General features: G+C 45.0%; 16 protein-coding genes and 1 pseudogene. 8 read left to right on the top strand and 9 right to left on the bottom strand.

Annotation, left to right across the window (positions count from 1 at the left end):
- The first annotated feature begins 192 nt into the window (after window positions 1-192).
- Entirely contained in the window at window positions 193-318 is a 126-nt protein-coding gene (locus F6K46_RS31370) for a hypothetical protein (RefSeq protein WP_269086946.1), read from the top strand.
- A 225-nt stretch (window positions 319-543) separates the two neighbouring features.
- Here F6K46_RS31370 and F6K46_RS31365 read toward each other — a convergent pair whose 3' ends face one another.
- From F6K46_RS31365 to F6K46_RS31350, 4 genes and pseudogenes are all read right to left on the bottom strand, one after another.
- Complete coding sequence (locus F6K46_RS31365; RefSeq protein ID WP_158069423.1) at window positions 544-687, bottom strand: hypothetical protein; 144 nt, start codon at window positions 685-687, stop codon at window positions 544-546.
- Window positions 688-1,182: 495 nt separating this feature from the next.
- Complete coding sequence (locus F6K46_RS31360; RefSeq protein WP_143727471.1) at window positions 1,183-1,392, bottom strand: hypothetical protein; 210 nt, start codon at window positions 1,390-1,392, stop codon at window positions 1,183-1,185.
- A gap of 315 nt (window positions 1,393-1,707) precedes the next feature.
- Window positions 1,708-2,007, bottom strand: a pseudogene (locus tag F6K46_RS31355) (helix-turn-helix domain-containing protein); the annotation flags it as partial.
- Window positions 1,910-2,497: an IS607 family transposase gene (locus F6K46_RS31350; protein ID WP_075896875.1), complete on the bottom strand. Its 588-nt coding sequence runs from the start codon at window positions 2,495-2,497 to the stop codon at window positions 1,910-1,912. The pseudogene F6K46_RS31355 and the gene F6K46_RS31350, both read right to left, overlap by 98 nt.
- Window positions 2,498-2,513: 16 nt before the next feature.
- Here F6K46_RS31350 and F6K46_RS31345 point away from each other — a divergent pair, with 16 nt between their 5' ends.
- The 7 genes from F6K46_RS31345 to F6K46_RS31315 all read left to right on the top strand — a co-directional run bounded on the left by F6K46_RS31345 (window position 2,514) and on the right by F6K46_RS31315 (window position 12,704).
- Window positions 2,514-2,822 carry a GPW/gp25 family protein gene (locus tag F6K46_RS31345; RefSeq protein ID WP_366510820.1) on the top strand — a complete coding sequence of 103 codons (309 nt, stop codon included), beginning with the start codon at window positions 2,514-2,516 and terminating at the stop codon, window positions 2,820-2,822.
- Window position 2,823: 1 nt separating this feature from the next.
- Window positions 2,824-5,295: a putative baseplate assembly protein gene (locus F6K46_RS31340; protein ID WP_293065260.1), complete on the top strand. Its 2,472-nt coding sequence runs from the start codon at window positions 2,824-2,826 to the stop codon at window positions 5,293-5,295.
- A gap of 112 nt (window positions 5,296-5,407) precedes the next feature.
- Window positions 5,408-5,581, top strand: a complete 174-nt coding sequence (locus F6K46_RS31335) for a hypothetical protein (protein WP_158069420.1) — start codon at window positions 5,408-5,410, stop codon at window positions 5,579-5,581.
- Window positions 5,582-5,853: 272 nt separating this feature from the next.
- The gene (locus tag F6K46_RS31330; protein WP_293065257.1) at window positions 5,854-10,005 is read left to right on the top strand and encodes a non-ribosomal peptide synthetase; all 4,152 of its coding nucleotides are present in this window, start codon (window positions 5,854-5,856) and stop codon (window positions 10,003-10,005) included.
- 149 nt (window positions 10,006-10,154) lie between these two features.
- The gene (locus tag F6K46_RS31325) at window positions 10,155-11,480 is read left to right on the top strand and encodes a hypothetical protein (RefSeq protein ID WP_293065254.1); all 1,326 of its coding nucleotides are present in this window, start codon (window positions 10,155-10,157) and stop codon (window positions 11,478-11,480) included.
- The gene (locus tag F6K46_RS31320; protein ID WP_143727470.1) at window positions 11,389-11,856 is read left to right on the top strand and encodes a hypothetical protein; all 468 of its coding nucleotides are present in this window, start codon (window positions 11,389-11,391) and stop codon (window positions 11,854-11,856) included. The genes F6K46_RS31325 and F6K46_RS31320 overlap by 92 nt, the downstream gene beginning before the upstream one ends.
- Window positions 11,857-11,945: 89 nt before the next feature.
- Complete coding sequence (locus F6K46_RS31315; protein ID WP_293065251.1) at window positions 11,946-12,704, top strand: hypothetical protein; 759 nt, start codon at window positions 11,946-11,948, stop codon at window positions 12,702-12,704.
- A gap of 135 nt (window positions 12,705-12,839) precedes the next feature.
- Here F6K46_RS31315 and F6K46_RS31310 read toward each other — a convergent pair whose 3' ends face one another.
- From F6K46_RS31310 to F6K46_RS31295, 5 genes are all read right to left on the bottom strand, one after another.
- A complete protein-coding gene (locus F6K46_RS31310) occupies window positions 12,840-13,646 on the bottom strand; it encodes a Uma2 family endonuclease (protein WP_293065248.1) in 807 nt (268 codons plus the stop codon).
- A 219-nt stretch (window positions 13,647-13,865) separates the two neighbouring features.
- A complete protein-coding gene (locus tag F6K46_RS31305) occupies window positions 13,866-16,025 on the bottom strand; it encodes a pentapeptide repeat-containing protein (protein ID WP_293065246.1) in 2,160 nt (719 codons plus the stop codon).
- Window positions 16,026-16,169: 144 nt separating this feature from the next.
- Window positions 16,170-16,418, bottom strand: coding sequence for a hypothetical protein (locus F6K46_RS31300; protein WP_293065244.1), 249 nt, complete (start codon window positions 16,416-16,418; stop codon window positions 16,170-16,172).
- 121 nt (window positions 16,419-16,539) lie between these two features.
- The gene (locus F6K46_RS40390; protein WP_366510818.1) at window positions 16,540-16,824 is read right to left on the bottom strand and encodes a 3-oxoacyl-[acyl-carrier-protein] synthase III C-terminal domain-containing protein; all 285 of its coding nucleotides are present in this window, start codon (window positions 16,822-16,824) and stop codon (window positions 16,540-16,542) included.
- A gap of 27 nt (window positions 16,825-16,851) precedes the next feature.
- Window positions 16,852-17,574 carry a hypothetical protein gene (locus F6K46_RS31295; protein ID WP_293065241.1) on the bottom strand — a complete coding sequence of 241 codons (723 nt, stop codon included), beginning with the start codon at window positions 17,572-17,574 and terminating at the stop codon, window positions 16,852-16,854.
- Window positions 17,575-18,152 lie beyond the last annotated feature (578 nt).

Genomic DNA, 18,152 nt, shown 5'->3' with positions numbered 1-18,152 from the left:
TCCCACTGATCCAAGACGCAAGGCATACCGACGCATTACTTCCTCCTTAGTTGAGTTTTCCTGACTCCCCTCAGTTCTATAGCTGCACTGACTGGTTGTCAATTCTCTAACTGACGACATGCCCTAGGTACCCTATAGCAAACAATTCAAGCCCCCAGTAGCAGCAAAGTAGTCTAGAAATTATTAAGATTTGTGAATGCGATTGACCTTGGCCAAAAGGCCACGCTACGCGAACGGTCACGCGGGGCGCGTTCGCATTTTCAAGCGATCGCTTCAATAGTTTTCCAGAAAACTCCCAAAATCAAAGATTTTCCCTAGAGAGCCCTGGAGCAGTAACACAACCCAACCTGGGAAGCCAGATCAACTCACTTAGGGAGCAGGCTAAGCGTGAATGAGTTGTCAGAGCTATCTATCTAGCAATGGAGATTGGCTATGCTTTCCAAATCGATGGGCGGAGGCGGACAGCAGAGGCTACCTCTGAGGAACACATCCCTCAGCTGATGGAACAATTACTGTTTACCGATACTTTTTAGCTACCAAAGTCTACCAAGATAGACCATTACCCGCCAATGCAAGCTGTTCACGAAGTGTCGGCTTTGCCGAATCTCTCAGCCAGGGGGTATCTCCCAAAGCCCGTAGGAATATCCCACGAGCGCCATTGATGTCACGTTCGCGAAGCGTGACCAAAGGTCAATCCATTTGTTGGTTATCGATTTTTGATTTGATAATCTTGCTCCCGCCGATATTGACTAGTTCACCAGTCCAGCTAACAGTCTTGCTAGTATAGGCTTGCGCTTTCATCAACAACTATTTTTCGGTTTTCGGCTGCTTTATGCTTTAAGAACTCTTTAAACCGATAGTGGGCAAAAGAAAGCATATTGCGAACCGTTTTAGATCTAAGTTATCGATTTTGCTTTTTAGACATCTCAGACGTCTCAAAGGTAGGAAGCAGTATTACGTCAAAGTTATCAACTAGGAATCTTGCCGCTTTGTGATGCAGTTCATTTACCAGATTTTGAATTCTAATAATCATCCTCCTGGCGGCTTTTCTCCTTCGACGCTTTTGCTTACCCTTAGCTTTGCTAATTTTTGAAATTAAATTGTCTAAGTGATGACATAATCGTTGGATCCGAGAAAAGTCACCATGGCCAATCTTCCCAATAGAAGTCTCACTGAAAAATGTCAAAAAGCGATGCAGCGCGGTCTTGGGGAGGCAGCGCGGTCTTGGGGGTCCCCCCCATGAGCGACTGCCGTGGTTTCCCCCATGAGCGACTGCATCAAGACAGTTCTAACACCAGGATCTAAGGCAACTACTCTACCTTGGTTTTCGGTTTCTCCTTGAGTTGTCTTATAGGGAACTACTAAATAATAGTCCCCGTTGGTGCTAGTCAATCAACAATCGCAGATGTGATTCGGCGTAGCCGACGCTGCGCGAACGGGAAGTGTTTCAGTAAAGGTTATTTCACTTAATATCGTGTAATAAATTCCTTTAATAGAAACCGCCGACTTTGGAATATAACAAGTTTGTACCCAATTTTTACGAGATCTGAACTTTACCCGATTAATCTGCGCTGTCTTTTTGTATTTTTTCTTGGCCTCCGGAGACGAAACCTGATTGTTAGTGGAGCCTTAATCAATAAGTTTTAACCCTTATCTGCATAGCCTGCCAACTATAAAGGCTCCACTATCCTTGCGGTAACTTCTGACCCTGACAGCGGTACAAGCATCCTTTATCGCTATAGATTTGATTTGATAAGGCACTGTCTTACACCATTCAGGAAGGTCATTTATAATACCAGTTTTCATGGCTTTCCAATTTGCTTTAACTTCGCCATTTTCGAGTATTTTGACGGTCTTATTGAAAACGTAACGGGATACCCCAAACCAGTGGCGGACAATTGCTCGCTGTTCAGGGTTTAGGAACACTCGAATCTTCTTTGATTTTTTGGCCGTATTTTCTGAGTCCGTGAACCCGGCAAGAGAAGACGTGAATGATGGAGAGAAGATCTGCGGTAAGTTCTGATTCTGGAGAACTTTCAGGGTTGTCGAGAACCAGGATTTTTCCACCGTTGAGACTGACTAAGTGCTCAAAGAGTTCAAACCCAAATCGGGTGAGTCTGTCTCGATAGGCAACAACAATTGTGAGTTGATCGCCACGCATAAGTCGTTCCAGTATGGCTCGAAGACCTTTTCTTTTGTAGTTGAGTCCTGAACCGATGTCTTTGACGATTTCTGCTTCCGGGAAGAGGGAGTGCATGTAGGCGATCTGTCTGGCGAGGTCGTCAAATTGTTTACCACTACTGACTCGGCAGTAACAGATTGTAGCTTGTCCACTCCCTTTGTTTTTTCCGAGACTGAGGAGGCTGTTTGTGTCAAAGAGGCGATATCCGCTTGGAGTCCGCTCACATTTGAGCGTGCCATTGTCTGCATACTTCCTCAAAGTGTTTCTAGAGAGTCCTGTAAGTTCGACCGCCTTACGGATTGGTACTAATGCCATAATTAAAGTCTAACATATAATTCTAGACTTTAGTATACTTTGTTATACTTATTGCTGCTGTTCCCTAGCCTCCCCAGGAGAACGGGTCAACCGCCCGACCTTGGGCTGCAGTCTGATGCAGCTGGTCTTTTCTCCGAATAGTGAGGAACTCAGTACTGCGGTTCAGTTTCTGGTTCAAGGGTCGTTGCAGCAGTGGTTAGGGGAGTTAATTCAAGTTGAGAGGGTGGAAGTAAAGAGTGAAGATACTAAGTTGCGAGTCACAGTCCAGTATGTGATTCGGCGTAATCAACAGCGTCAGGTAACTGAGTTTGAGCGAGGTTTGTGATATGACAGACTTGGTAACAGCTGAACACATGTTCCGACACCAACGCCGGATCGCTCTTAGTCGTCAAACTAAACAGATCGGGCTGGATTACATTCAGGTGGAATCACAACAGACACCGAATGAACCGAATAAGTGGGCGCTAAAGCTTCATTTTGTACCAGCTTCCACACAAGCAACCCAGGAAGTGCTCTCAAACCTGACCTCTAGAAATATTCGCATCACTAGAGGTACGGCGGTTACAACTACTGATGTTAGGCTCCTGGAAATCCAACCACCTAGTGGGAATGTGCTGACACTGTTGGTGGAATACAAAGCTCCTACTAAGTCCCAGGTTAGTGATTTATCTACCTATACGCTACAACTGGTTAATATTAGCAACCTCGATCCGTTTTTTGAGCGGGTCAATTTTTCCTTCAAACGTCCAGACCAAGTTACCTTTGACCCCCAGCCAGTATCCTCAAGTGATATAGAAACCCTGTCGGTACCGGAGATAGATTACTTAGCTAAAGACTATAGCAGCTTTCGGCAATTAATGCTCAACCGCTTGTCGGAAGTGATGCCTCAATGGCTAGAGCGAAATCCTGCGGATTTAGGGATTGCGCTGGTGGAAGTATTGGCCTACTCTGCTGACTACCTCAGTTACTATCAGGATGCTGTAGCTACTGAAGCCTACCTTGGTACAGCTCGCCGCCGCACGTCTGTACGCCGCCACGGCAGGCTGGTAGATTACGTGTTGCACGAGGGCTGCAATGCTAGAGTCTGGGTGCAGGTAGCAGTAAATGTTAATGAGGGGCTGCTAGAAAACGGAACTCTTTTACTAACCCATGTTTCTGGTCAAGGGTCGGTAATCGATCCTAATTCTTCTGCTAAGAGTGAGGTCTTGGCTCAAGGGGCAAAAACCTTTCAAACCTTACATTCCCAGGAACTATTTGCTGCCCACAATGAGATTAAATTTTATACCTGGGGAGCAAGGGAATGGTTTCTGTCGAAGCAAGAGACCAAAGCAACATTAATGGGACATCTGGCTTTGCAACCAGGGGATGTGTTGATCTTTGAAGAGGTAAGAGACCCAAACACTGGTTTAAGGGCTGGGGCTAACCCCCAAAACCGTCATCCAGTACGGTTAACTAAGGTAACTCCCACAGAAGACCCCCTTGGTGGTCAATTTCATCATCCCCCAACTGATCAGCCAGTAGATATTACTGAGATTGAATGGCACCCCCAGGATGCTCTGCCTTACCAACTATGGCTAGCAACTCTCAGTAGCACTGGCCCAATCACAGATATCACAGTGGCTCGGGGGAATATTGTTTTGGCTGACCATGGCGAGCCTTATCCTAAAGAGGGGACAGAGATACTGCCCACTATCCCAACCATTGGTCGTTATCGTCCCAAGTTGTCTCGCACTGGTCTCACCCACAGTGTGCCTTACAACCACCAGCAAGCAATTCTGGAAGCGGTGGCAACAACGGTTGTTCAAGACCCCCGTTCGGCAGTGCCTCAGATCAGTTTACAATCGGATACTGGTGAAACCTGGTTGGTGCATCGTGACCTATTGAATAGTGACCGATTTGCTGCGGATTTTGTAGTGGAAATGGAGAGTGATGGCACTGCCTATCTGCGCTTTGGTGATAGTGTTCAAGGCAAGCAACCTAGTCCAGATTCCCAGCTGATGACCAACTACCGGATTGGTAATGGTTTGGTGGGTAATGTGGGACTTGATGCGATCGCTCATCTGGAACCAGTCACTAGTGAAGCCTATGGTGAATTGGTGAAACAGGTGATTGGAGTACGGAATCCCATCGCAGCTCAAGGGGGAATTGACCCGGAACCGATTGAGCAAGCACGGTTATACGCTCCCCAAGCCTTCCGAACCCCTGAACGCTGCGTGACCGAATCCGACTATGCCACTACCATCCAGCGTCATCCAGAAGTGCAAAAAGCAGCAGCTCAGTTGCGTTGGACAGGGAGTTGGTATAGCGTATTTATTGTTGTGGATCGGTATAGTGGTAGACCGATTGATGCCCAATTTAGGGAAGAGCTACTGGCTTTTATGGCTCCCTATCGCTTAATGGGTCATGATATCGAAATCCAGGCTCCCTATTTTGTTAATCTCGATATTGCTTTGACAGTACATGTGTTGCCTAACTATTTCCAGAGCAGTGTGAAGCGATCGCTTATGGAAACCTTCAGCAACACAGACTTAGCGGTCGGTCAACGGGGTTTCTTCCATCCTGACAATTTTACCTTCGGTCAAGCGGTCTATCTTAGCCAAATTGTTAACCAAGCCATGGCAGTGCCTGGGGTTGACTGGGTTGAGCCAACCCGCTTCCGTGAGTGGGGACAAACCGATCGAGGGGAATTGGCAGCAGGTCAAATCTTGATTGAGCCATTAGCTGTTGCTCGTTTGGATAATAACCCCGATACTCCTGAAAATGGCAGAAGTCAGTTTTATTTACAAGGCGGTTTGTGATTAGAGGGTACACCTTCTTGTTGTAAATCTATAACTCAAAGGATTGTGGGGAGGGTGAGAGGGAAAACCCATCTAATTTTCGTCTGTCCTATATAGCAATCCTATATGATTCGTGAAATATAGAAATATAGTGGCAGAAGCGATCGCGTTCGCGATCGCGTCGGCTGTGGCCGTAGGCCAAGCTGCGCGAACGCCGAATCGCTATAACCCTTCCCCACCAAGGATTTTAGATTTTGCAGATTTTACAAATTCTTTAGGATTACTATATATAGTGTTTTATCAATAGAAAATAAACACTATATGTATAAAATGCCTTGTCAACAAGCACAAAAAGCCAGGGTTTATTGAGAACTATCCCCGGTTTATTCACAATAGGCGTTTGCCCTGTGATACAATCCCAGTTGTCTTTTTGTATTTGATGAAAAGTAACTCATTTATAGAAAGTTGAATGCCAAAGCCAAGCAACTGATCCACTATTTTAAAGGGTTGGGGGTAGGTAGGTAAACAACTGTAAGTAATTGGAAAAGTACTCTCAAATTCTTATTGCATAGAGTCCGAATGCAGAACCTATTTAGAGAAAACGATCAGTATTTTTTCCCTCTCTCACAGGGACAGCAAGCCTTATGGTTCATATACCAGAAGAATCCAGAAAGCTTAGCTTACAACATATTTATCACCACTCGTCTGGCGGTCGAGTTGGACCTAGAGGCTTGGCGGAGGGCATGGCAGAAGCTGGTTGAACGACATTCGATTCTGCGAACTACCTATAGGACTCGGGACGGCAAACCCGTTGCAGTAGTTAGTCAAGACTCCAAGATTGAGATTGAGGTAACAGACGCTTCTGGATGGGACGAGGACGAGTTAAAGACGCAAATTCTGGTAGCAGTAGAGGGTCCCTTCAATTTAGAAACGGGCCCGGTCTTGCGGCTGGGGCTGTTTGCCCGCTCAACCCAAGAGTTTGTCCAATTAATCGCCCTGCACCACATTGTAGGCGATGGGTGGTCCTTTGACTTGCTTCTCAAAGAATTCCAAATTTTATATGCGGCAGAAGTCAAGAAGTTCCCAGAAGCAAAAATTGCTAACTTGCTGCCAGATTCCCCTTGGCAATATGCCGACTATGTGTCTTGGGCTACTCAGATGCTAGAGTCCGCCCGAGGAGAAGAACTCTTTCGCTATTGGCACCAAACACTCGCCGACTCCTTACCGACTTTGAATTTGCCAACAGACAGAAGGCGACCCAAGGTTTTGAGCGGTCGGAATGAATTCCATATTGTCGAACTTGATGGAGGACTGATCAAGAAACTGCGACAACTGGCTGCCGAGCAAGGAGTCAGTCTTTATCGGATTATGCTGGCTGCCTTCTTTGTCCTGTTACATCGCTTATCAGGCCAAGACGACATCCTGCTAGGAAGCCCAATGGCAGCGAGGTGGAGCGTTGAGGAGTTTAAAAGCATTGTCGGTTACTTTGCCAACGAGGTGGTATTGCGGGCAAATCTAGCAGACAATCCTACCTTCGCAGAATTTCTCGCCCGCATCCATCGAACGGTAACAGAGGCACAAGCTCATCAAGATTATCCCTTCGATTTATTAGTACAACGGCTCAACCCTCCCCGAGATGCCAGCCGAAATCCCCTAATTCAAGTCGATTTCACTTGGCGCAAGCATCGCTGGTACAACCCGCAGACACCCGAGCGCCTGGCAGGGGAAGAAGTACTGTCTATGGAGCCATACTTAGCCGTACACGAACAGGGTTCGGAATTTGATTTGATTTTGGGAATTGAGGAAATTGGCAAATCTCTCCATGTGATCTGGGAATATAGTGCCGACCTGTTTGATGCCAAAACTATTCACCGCTGGGCAAGACAGTTTATTTGTTTGCTAGAGTCCATTGTCACCAATCCAGAGCAGCAAATTGCGTTTTTACCCCTGCTGACGGGAGAGGAAACACATCAATTGTTAGTGCAATGGAACAATAATTTCACAGACTATCCCCAATATAAGTGCATTCATCAGTTATTTGAAGAGCAGGTACAACGAACGCCTGATTCGGTGGCTGTAGTTTTTCAGCAGGAAAAAATTACCTATCGAGAATTGAACGATCGCGCCAATCAATTAGCTCGCTATTTAGAATCGATCGGAGTCGGTCTGGAGGAAATGGTAGGGATTTGCGTAGAGCGCTCTATCGAAATGATGGTAGGATTGCTGGGCATTCTCAAAGCGGGCGGGGCTTATCTGCCCTTAGACCCGAGCTATCCGCGCGATCGCCTGGCTTATTTGCTACAAGACTCCCAACTGTTTTTGCTGTTGGCTTCAGAAAAATCCGTGGCTCGACTGCCAGAAAGCCAGGGGCGGATTGTTTTCTTGGATAAAGATTGGTCGGTCATTTCTCAGTATAGTCAGGAAAATCTCGGGCTTCGTGCCAAACCGACTTCTTTGGCTTACGTCATCTACACTTCAGGCTCGACAGGAAAACCGAAAGGGGTGCAGGTCGAGCATCAAAGTCTGGTGAATGCTTATCGAGCTTGGGAGCAAGCCTATCAACTAAGTCCAGAGAACAGCCATCTGCAAATGGCGAGTTTCTCCTTTGATGTTTTTACAGGAAATTGGGTGCGAGCCCTTTGTTCAGGAGCTAAATTAGTTCTCTGTCCGAGGGAATTTTTGTTGGAACCAGAAAAGCTGTATCGGTTGATGCTCCAAGAGCAAGTCGATTGTGCCGAATTTGTGCCAGCAGTGATGAGGTATTTAATTGAGTATTTGGAGAATACCAAGCAAAACCTCGATTTCATGGGATTACTGGTGATCGGTTCTGATAGTTGGTCTGTCAAAGAATACCAAAAATTTAGACAGTTCTGCGGTGCCCAAACTCGGTTAGTAAATTCTTATGGAGCGAGCGAAGCAACTATTGACAGTTGCTATTTTGAAAGTACCGAGATTAATCTACCCCTAGAGTCTCCAGTTCCTATCGGCAAACCCTTTGCCAACATACTTCTCTATATTCTCGACGATGCTCTCCAACCGGTTCCCATCGGCGTACCGGGGGAACTGCATATCGGGGGTGTGGGTCTAGCCCGAGGCTATTTCAACCGTCCGGAATTAACCGCGCAAAAGTTTATTGCCAATCCTTTCAGCCAAGAGGCAGGAGCACGTCTTTACAAAACGGGGGATAAGGCACGCTATCTCCCGGACGGTAACATCGAACTTCTCGGTCGCATCGACAACCAGGTAAAAATTCGTGGCTTCCGCATCGAACCAGGAGAAATCGAATCGGTACTGGCGACCCGCCCGGAAGTTGGGCAAAGTGCTGTCATCGTCCGGGAAGATCAAGCAGGTCACAAGCGCCTCGTGGCTTATGTGGTTCCGACAATAGTTTTCGATCGGCCTCGCTCTCTATCTCCTTGGAAGAATTGGAGCGATTTTGCCAATAACCCTTTGTATCGGAAGCAGGTGCGAGAACTGACGCCGAAACTGCGGGATTTTCTGAAGCAAAAGCTGCCGGACTATATGGTGCCTTCGGCTTTTGTGATGCTAGATTCCCTGCCCCTGACTCCCAATGGCAAAATTGACCGCCGGGCGCTTCCCGCACCGGAGGGAACTAGCGGTAGCAATGCTAATTTTATTGCACCTCGGGATACCCTTGAATTACAACTGGCACAAATCTGGTCGGAGGTTTTAGAGGTTTCTCCCGTAGGAGTCCGAGATAATTTCTTTGATATCGGTGGTCATTCGTTGTTAGCGATCGCTTTAATCGCTCGGGTTCAACGGCAGTTTGACAAAAATCTATCTTTGGCCACGCTGTTACAAAATCCGACTATCGAGCAGCTGGCTACTTCTATTCGCTCTGACCCAGATTCTCGGTCAATGTCTACCCTGGTGGCAATGCAGCCCGATGGAAATTTACCACCTCTGTTCTTAGTCCCTGCCAGCAGCGGCACTGTCTTATTTTATCTCGATTTAGTCCGCAATCTGGGGACCGAGCAACCGATTTACGGCTTGCAAGCCCCCGGTCTCAATGGGGAACGGGAACCTTTTAGCACTCTCAAGGACCTCGCTATTCACCACATCAAAGGGATTAAAACTATTCAACCTCGGGGTCCCTACTATTTAGTTGGTTTTTGTGTGGGCGGTCACTTAGCATTAGAAATGGCACAACAGTTACACCAACAAGGGGATACCTTAGCATTGCTAGGACTGATACAATCCTCGGGTCCAGAACACCACAGGCTTCTAGTTGACAGCACCCCTGGAAGAAACTTGGGTCTGGATATTTACTATCCAAGAGAATTTGCTCAGGAAATGGGCGCTCCTCGGGGGAAGGAAGTGCCGGTATCTGTCGCTCAACTCCAACAACTGATGCCAGAGGAGCGATTGGGATATGTCCTGGAACGAGCTAAAATGTTTGATTTGCTGCCGGAAGAGGTAAAAGTGGAGGATGTTGAAAGCTTGTTCGAGGTTTTTAAAACTACGGCTTTTGCGTCTTATAATTATGAACCGCAACCTTATCCAGGGAATATTGCCCTGTTCAATTCCAGCGAGCAGCCCATAGACATAGCTGGTGATCCCACTCTAGGTTGGCGCAATTTGGTCGGTGGGGAAATAGAAGTACACGAAATTCCCGGCGACCATTTCTCGGTTATCCGGGAACCCCAAGTGCTGGTTTTAGCTGAACGGCTGAAGCTTTGTCGTGATCGCGCTCTGGCAGCGATCAAATAATATCATGTCAGGATAATTAGGGCTCTACCGTACCTGTTCCCAGTTCTATTATACAGGATAGGATGTCCGGATAATGAACCTTAATAAAAATCCCCCCATCTCCCCATCTCCCCATCTCCCCATCTCCCCACACTCCCTGTTCTATACATATGACATCTCACTACAATTCCCCTGGCTTAACCACATTAGCCTATCGAGTTAGCACCCATGGCACCAGCTTCCAACGGATGCTAGCCGGTCTGCGTACTCAAACGGCTTCCCCAAATGACTCAGACCAAGGTAACCGACCTCTGGCTACTCTCAATACCAGCCACCGAGATGACCCTGCGATCGCATTTCTGGATAGCTTAGCTACTGTTGTTGATGTACTTAGCTTCTACCAAGAACGGATTGCTAATGAAGGGTATCTCAACACAGCCACTGAACGGCTGTCGGTTCTGGAATTAACTCGCACTATCGGCTACGAGCTCAATCCTGGTGTTGCGGCTAGTACTTTCCTAGCTTTCAGCGTTGACGATACCCCTGGTACGACTAGCGTTGCTACAGTTCCCAAAGGAACCAAAGTTCAAAGTGTTCCAGGACAAGGGGAACTACCTCAGACCTTTGAAACGATTGAGGAGATTGAAGCCAGAGCACAATGGAATGCCCTGACACCTTATCGACCTTTGGTCAAACAAACCCAGTCAATTAGTAGTAACACTACCGAACTATTCCTAGAAGGCATCAATACCCAACTCCAACCTGGTAATTTACTGATACTGATCGACCCGTCTGCAGCAGCATCCAATCAAGGTCATTTTCTGACCTTACAAACCGTTGAACCCAATACTCAAGACGGTTACACCAAAGTTACTTGGTCCCCAGCACCAGACCAACCCAGCATCGAATCCCCCCAAGTCTTTGCCTTTCGACAGCAAATTAACCTATTTGGTAGCAATGCTCCCGATTGGAAAGAGTTACCAGATGATACCAAGCGTAAGTATAGTGCGATCGCAGGTGGTATTTTTTACTCTACCGATCGCGGAAACAATTGGAATTCCGTGTCTACAGGTCTATTGAAAAATGCTGATATCCGAGCTTTGGCTACCTGGCAAGATGTGGTTTTTGCTGGCACTCATAAGGGGATTTTTTACTCTACCGATGGTGGTCAGGAATGGATTCCCATTAACCAAGGCTTGACCAATACTGATATTCATGCCCTGACGATTAACTCTCAAGGCCATCTGTTTGCTGGAGCCACTGGTGGTAATGTGTTTCGCTCCACTGATGGCGGGGAAAGCTGGGTAACCATTGGGACTGGGTCTCTGACTATTGTTGAACATCGCATTCCCGCAGAGGGTTCGGAAAGTTGGACTCCTGTGAATACCAGCTTGCCCAATACGGTTGTGCGATCGCTATTTACTTACTCTTGCTATTACTCTCACCCTGACTCAGTCACTCCAAAACCGTTACGACCGCACCACAGTAACCATTAATGCTAATGTTGCTCAAGCTACTCATGGTGAAACAGTGGTGGATGAAGTACTTGGTAGTGGTGATGGTACCTTAGGAAATCAGAAGTTTGTACTCCAGAAGCCTCCCTTAACCTACATTTCTGCTGCTACCTCTAGCGGTAGTGAAACCACTTTGGAGGTAAGGGTCAATAATATAGTGTGGGAAGAAGTGCGATCGCTTTATGGTTTAGACGACCGCCGCCAAGCCTACATTGTCCGTATTGATGATAATGGCAACACTAATCAGGACTTACGCGGTGAAGTTTATTTCGCCCCCCTAGCCCCCCAATTCTGGGGGGTAATGATGTCAAAGTCCCCCAGAATTGGGGGATTTAGGGGGCAAATGCGTAAGTCCTAACTAACATTACCTTTGGGGATGGACAAAGCGGTGCTCGTCTACCCACAGGAGATGAAAATATTACCGCCACCTATCGCAGTGGAATCGGCTTGGATGGGGAAGTAGGGGCTGGCAGTCTTACTGTTCTCCAAACCAGACCCTTGGGAATTGTAGAGGTTACTAATCCCCTACCCGCCATCGGAGCAGCTTCTGCAGAAACCCGTGACCAAGCTCGGTCTCAAGCTCCTGTCAATATTTTGCCGATGGAGCGCATTGTCTCAGTGCAAGATTTTGAGACATTTACCCGTACCTTTGCTGGTATTGGTAAAGCTACGGTAGCTACTTTAGAGATTGGGCAAAACCTGCCCTTGATTCACCTTACCATTGCAGACCGTAATGGCAATCAAGTCAGCCCTGATTCCATATTATATACTAATCTCTTCAACGCAATTAATGCTGCTCGTGACCCAGCTCAGCAGCGCCGTCTGGCGGTAGCCTCTAAGGTTGAAATTGATAGTTATGAAGCCCTTTACTTTAATCTTCAAGCAGGGATATGGGTGGATTCTCGTTATCGCAGCGATCTGGTTTTATCTGAAGTTAAAACGCTATTAGTGTCTGCTTTTGCCTTTGAACAACGTACCTTTGGTCAAGGGGTAACAGCAGCAGAAGTAACAGCATTAATTCAGGCCGTTGATGGCGTAGAAGCGGTTAATTTAGAGGCGCTATATTTAACTGGAACGACTCAGGAGCTGAAGTCATCTTTAGAAGCCCGTTTAGCTATCTGGAATAGTCAGACTAAACAGGCTCTACCGGCTCAGTTGTTGTTGCTTAATTCTCAGACAGATGGGGTTAGTTTGCATTTGGTTTAAAGGGAGCAGGGAATAGGGAATAGGGAATAGGGAACAGCGGATCTGGGAGCAGAAATATGTCTTAACCTTTAGTTCGAGTGCTATAAGTAGTCAGCTTTAAGCTGATAGCTGACTACTTATAGCTGATAACTTAGATTATAGTTCAAAATCCTCTGGATTTATCCCTTTCGCTTGTAATTGTTCCAGTAAGGCTTTCATACGACTTCGTTCAAGCTCCAAAGCTTCCTGAGCTTGTGCTTTTTCCAGCCTTTGTTGCTCTAAAGCTTCCTGGGCTTGTGCTTTTTCCAACCTTTCAAACTCTACCTGTTGTTGAGCGATATCTCTTTGTTGTTGAGCGATATCTCTTTGTTTTTGAGCGATATCTCTCTGTTCAACAATTTCCAGATAAGTAGCAAAGCGCTCACCATTAGGAGAATACAGTACCAATTCCGAGTCTACTAAGTCAAAGGTAATTCCTAAACGGGGACTAACCCAACCAAGCATCTGGGGGATGGGTTCTAACTTTTCTGATGAACGCAACCAGCCTTTTAGTTTTGTCCGATTTGGGTCAAAAAGATAGTACTCTTCTACTCCATGGGTCTGGTAAAACTTGAGTTTATCCTCTTCTAGTTCCTTGATAGTGTTTGTGTGTGAGGCTATTTCAAAGGTCACCTGGGGATTAAGGTTATCTTCAACCCAGGTTTTGTAAGAAGGCCGATGCCCTTTTGGTCTACCGATAACTACCATGACATCGGGGGCTTGGTTGATTTTTGGTTGTCCTTGTACTGGATACCACAACAAATCCCCGGCGACAAACACATTGGGGTCATCTTTGAATCGAACTTCTAGGCCAAACTTAATGGTGGTAATTAGTTCAAATTGAAGGGTATTGTCCGCCAAGGGCTTACCGTCACTTTCGGGATAAAAAATGTCATCGGTGGTGGGAGTTAGCTGCTGAACCATTGGAAAATTGTTACTTGAGCTGATAATCCTATTGTAAGCGGTCAGCCGTCAGCGGTCAGCGGTCAGCGGTCAGCCGTCAGTGGTCAGCCGTCAGCCCTTGGCCTTTGGCACCTCAAGTAGCGTGGGCTTCGCCCATTAGCTAATAGCTGATAACTGATAGCTGTTCGCGTAGCGTGCGCGTAGCGCTTAAGCTGATAGCTGATAGCTGATAGCTTACGCCTAAACCTCTCTCCATCCCTCAATCGTAGCCATCAAAATGTTAACTAAAGGATGGTCTATGGCTTCTTTGAAGGCTTCTACTCCTCCTGCTTTTAGGGCATTGATTACCTTAGCTTTTAGGGTTGGGTTATTCTCAATTTGGTCAACAACTTCACTTACAACTGTCATCTTCTCTTTGGTTGTTGTAGTGGGATTAGTCTGGGATAGTTGGTTTAGGAGTTGCTGGATTTCAGCTGCTGCTTCGTCTAGGCTTTGTTTTTGCTCTGGTGTCAAATTAGCAATGTTCAATTGTCTAGCATTGTCGTTGGCAACAGCAAAATTAGGATTAGTATTAACATTAGGATTAGTAGCTTGGCCTTGGTCTATTGTAAAATTACGTGAATTATCTGACATATCATTCTCCGCTTTAGCTGTAACATCAATCATGTTTTGAATAGGTCTACTAGCCTGTATTTTAATAATTTCTTTTAAGTCAGCGCTTTGCTCACGATAAATTACTATCTGGTCATCTCTAGCTTTTAGTTCTGCTTTATATTTTTCTTCTACAGCTTTGAGGGCAAGTTCATAGTTTTGCGTGAAGTCACTATGAATCTTTTCCTTATTCGTGTCAGGGGGAACACTTACCTTAACAACAACTACACCATCCCCTTTATTTTCAATACTATGAATAGCTAGTTCGGTATCTTCATTCTCTACTTGGACTTTTTTGAAAGCAGTAACAAAAGCTTTCCAGTCAACACCATTTCGGAAAATCAGGTCAACAGTATTTAAGACCTCTTGGAATAGCTTAGTAAATTCTCCTGGTTGAAATTCGCCGCTACTTGGACGACGCTCACGGTTATCTGTTCCTGGCTCAGGGTTTTCTAACAGATAAACAAACCGGCAATCAACGTTAGTTAACCTAGTTGTTGAATCAATATTCCACGCTTCTAAACAAGCTCCCGTAAAATAAGCATGAGTAAAATCCGTATCAATACAATTAGTTTCAGTTAAATTAGCCCATTCTAAATTAGCCTCTTCTAAAGTGGCTTCGCTAAGATCAGCCTGTTTTAGATTAGCATAATTTAGATTAGCTCCTCTTAAATTCGCACCACTAAGAACACAACCCCTATAATACTTTTTATAACCATTACCATTAACCAAGAATTCTCTGACAGCAGTATCAGCTAAGATAGTTTTACCTGGTCTAGCTTGGTCAATTTTTATAGTATCTCGCCAACAAGTATGAGTGATAGTAGCCTCCCTTAAATCTGTACTTTTGAGGATAGCTCCCGTAAAATCAGCATTGGTTAGGTCTACATTATAAAAACTTGTACCTCTGGTCGCGGCCAAGGCTATGGAAATTTCCCTAACTAAGGTAAAATTATTGTCTTCCCCTAATGCACCCCAAGCAATCAAAATACTTGAATAAACAACAAGAATAGTGCTAATTATAAAAACAGCGTCATAAGCGAAGTTATGAAAAATCTCCGCCTCATTAATCAAATATCTGTAAAATAAAAAAAATAATATGGCAAAAATAGCATTAATTGTAGAAGCAAAAATACTCCATACAGAACCCCCAACAATACCAGCAATAGTAATTAAAACCGAACCATTGAGTGCCACTATAATAGCACCAGTGCCCCCTCCTACAGCATTGGAAAATTCCATTACATGTTTCGATAAATTCTCCCGGTTGCTTTCAATAAAGCCATAGATAATACCAACGCATAAGACAACAATAGCGAAAAGTACAGCGATAGCGACTGACCGAAAAGCTTTTTCTGTAAACCCCTTAGAGGCAAAAGTGATAAGTATAAATGCTAAAACAATGAAAAATAGTATTCCAGGTAAGCAGCTGTATTGCTGAGTATATTCAGGTTTCATCAATCTGGCTACATAACTCGCAGCAATTACTGACCAGGTTCCTATTATTCCTGACAGCAATAATGATACAATGAGCAAACCAATTGCCCAGGGTCGTTGTAATCCAGCCTTCGCCTTACAGAACTTAGTTCCTGTTAGAATAGCATTCTTAAAGTTTGTTCCTCGAATATCAGCTTCACTAAAATCTGCCCCTGAAAGGTCTTTCCCCTGAAATGACTGACCTCTAAGATTTACCCTGCGGAAATCCCTTTCTCCTGCTGCATATCGTCTCACAACTTCTTTAGCTTTCATCAGCGATAATCATATATAGGAAAGGGAACAGGGAATTTTAGTTGTAATACTTTTATTATAATAAACGCTTGTTATTGTTTGTCAAGAAACTGGAAATAATTATTAATAAACCCTGCTTTATTGTGTTTATTAACATACAGACTGTTATCGACAGACATCCAGGGATAGGTTGTCGTAGCTGAAGCCCACTTTAACCGTTGCGTTGGAATTACCCGAGCAAAAACCAACATCCCAATGGAAACGCGATTGGCCATAGGCCACGCTACGCGAACGCATAAGCGCGGAAGCTGAGGCCATAGGCCACGCTACGCGATCGCATAAGCGCGGAAGCTGAGGCCATAGGCCAATCGCATTTGGCTGCCCGTAGCGCATCGCTAAGCAAAACTTTGCCATGGAAACCAGGTTTATTTTAAGCTGACAACTGACAGCTGACAACTGACGGCACCTCAAGTAGCGTGCCCGTAGCGCATATGCTTACTTTTTGATTACTCTGCTTTTTTCCAGGTACATGGATTTAAAATTTAATAGTCAAAGCCCCCCAGGAAAAGCCAGCAGCGCTACTTGCTAGCACTACCAAATTCCCGGGTTTAATCTTACCCTCTTCTCTACTTTTGCAGAGGCCAAGTAACGTATCACTAGCCCCTAAGTTTCCATGTTCAGGAAGAGAGATAAATGTTTGTTCTAGGGTCAAGCCCAACCAGGAAAAAATTTTTATTAATAGGCTTTTTTTTCCTTGATTAGTAAAGATAAAATCTACATCATTGATAGTGTATGAGCTTTTTTGTAGGGATTTAAAAATTACTTTTTTATAAGTCTCCAGGTAAACTTATGAAATAATTTTTTCTAGCTTTTCACGGTCAGCAACTTGCATATAATTTAAGCTTTGGTCTACATTGTCAGAATGAAAAGGTAGCCTAGTTCCCCCTAGTGGAATTTTAAAACAGTCCACAGCTTCTGAATCAGTAACCGCGTGATAAGCCAAAATTTGGTTACTAGTTTCTCCTTTCTTCAGAATGGCAGCAGTAGCACCATCGGCAAACATAAATGTGGATAAACTATCTTGATTAGAGTAGTCCACAAGACTTGATAATCTGTCACTACAAACAACTAACCCATAGGTAAACTCAGTGTTTGCTATTAACATATTACGGCATATATCTATCCCTAGATTGCCGCTATTACAGAAGTTTCTGACCTCAAAAGCAAAAGCTTGATCAGCTCCTATTTCAGATTGGATCTTAGCAGCCGGTGACCATAGTCGATAATCATAATCCCCTACACCACAGTAAACAATAAGATCGATATCACTAGCTCTAATCCCGGCATTATCTATAGCAGACAATGCCGCTTTGGTTCCCATTTCTGAGGGTTGCTCATCATCAGTGACTACGCACTTTTGAAAGATGCCGATTTTTTCAATAAAGACATTTTCCGGAGTATTAGAAAGCTGGGACATTTCCAAACTAGTCATTCTTCCAGTTGGTAAATAGTAACCAAGAGAAGTAATACCGATTGACTGATGACTCATCTCTATATTCTCTATTCCCATAAGTGTTGAATCCAGTAATACAAGTTTCCAAAAATGGCTGATGTTTTTCTATCGTTGTTGTCAAGCAAAGCAGCACTTTTCCCTGCTCCGAAGTCATAATAGGAAATAGGGAGTCGGGAGTCGGGAGTCGGGAAGTTTACTTGAAGTCAGTGACTATGAGCAACAATTCTTGTCAAGCAACTGTAAATAATTCTTCTGAGGGGGTGACATGAGCCCTTAAAAGCTTACTAGATAATGCTTTGATGCCAGTTTATCTTTGCTAAGATAAACTGGGCAATTGACCCTAGGAATGATGTTCTAGAAGCTAAAACCCTTATAACTACGTCCAAGGTCAGGCCAAACTAGTATGTATCTTTTTGTAACATATCGGCTGAAAGTATTACCCAATAAGGATTTTAGCTTGCATGTCACCCCCTCAGATAATTCTTAATAAACCCTGCCTAGTTCTGTTTAGTGACATACTCCCACACTGAATCGTAGATTACAGTGTGGGCTTCTTCCCAACTCCACCTATCGGTTCGGATACTCTGGAAGCTTTACTTCTGACGGGATGCCCCACCGCCAATTTCAATATATTG

The organism is Moorena sp. SIO3E8, assembly GCF_010692445.1.
GTDB lineage: Bacteria > Cyanobacteriota > Cyanobacteriia > Cyanobacteriales > Coleofasciculaceae > Moorena > Moorena bouillonii.
The sequence above is the reverse complement of the archived record's forward strand: the minus strand, read 5'-3'. Positions and strand labels throughout refer to the sequence as shown.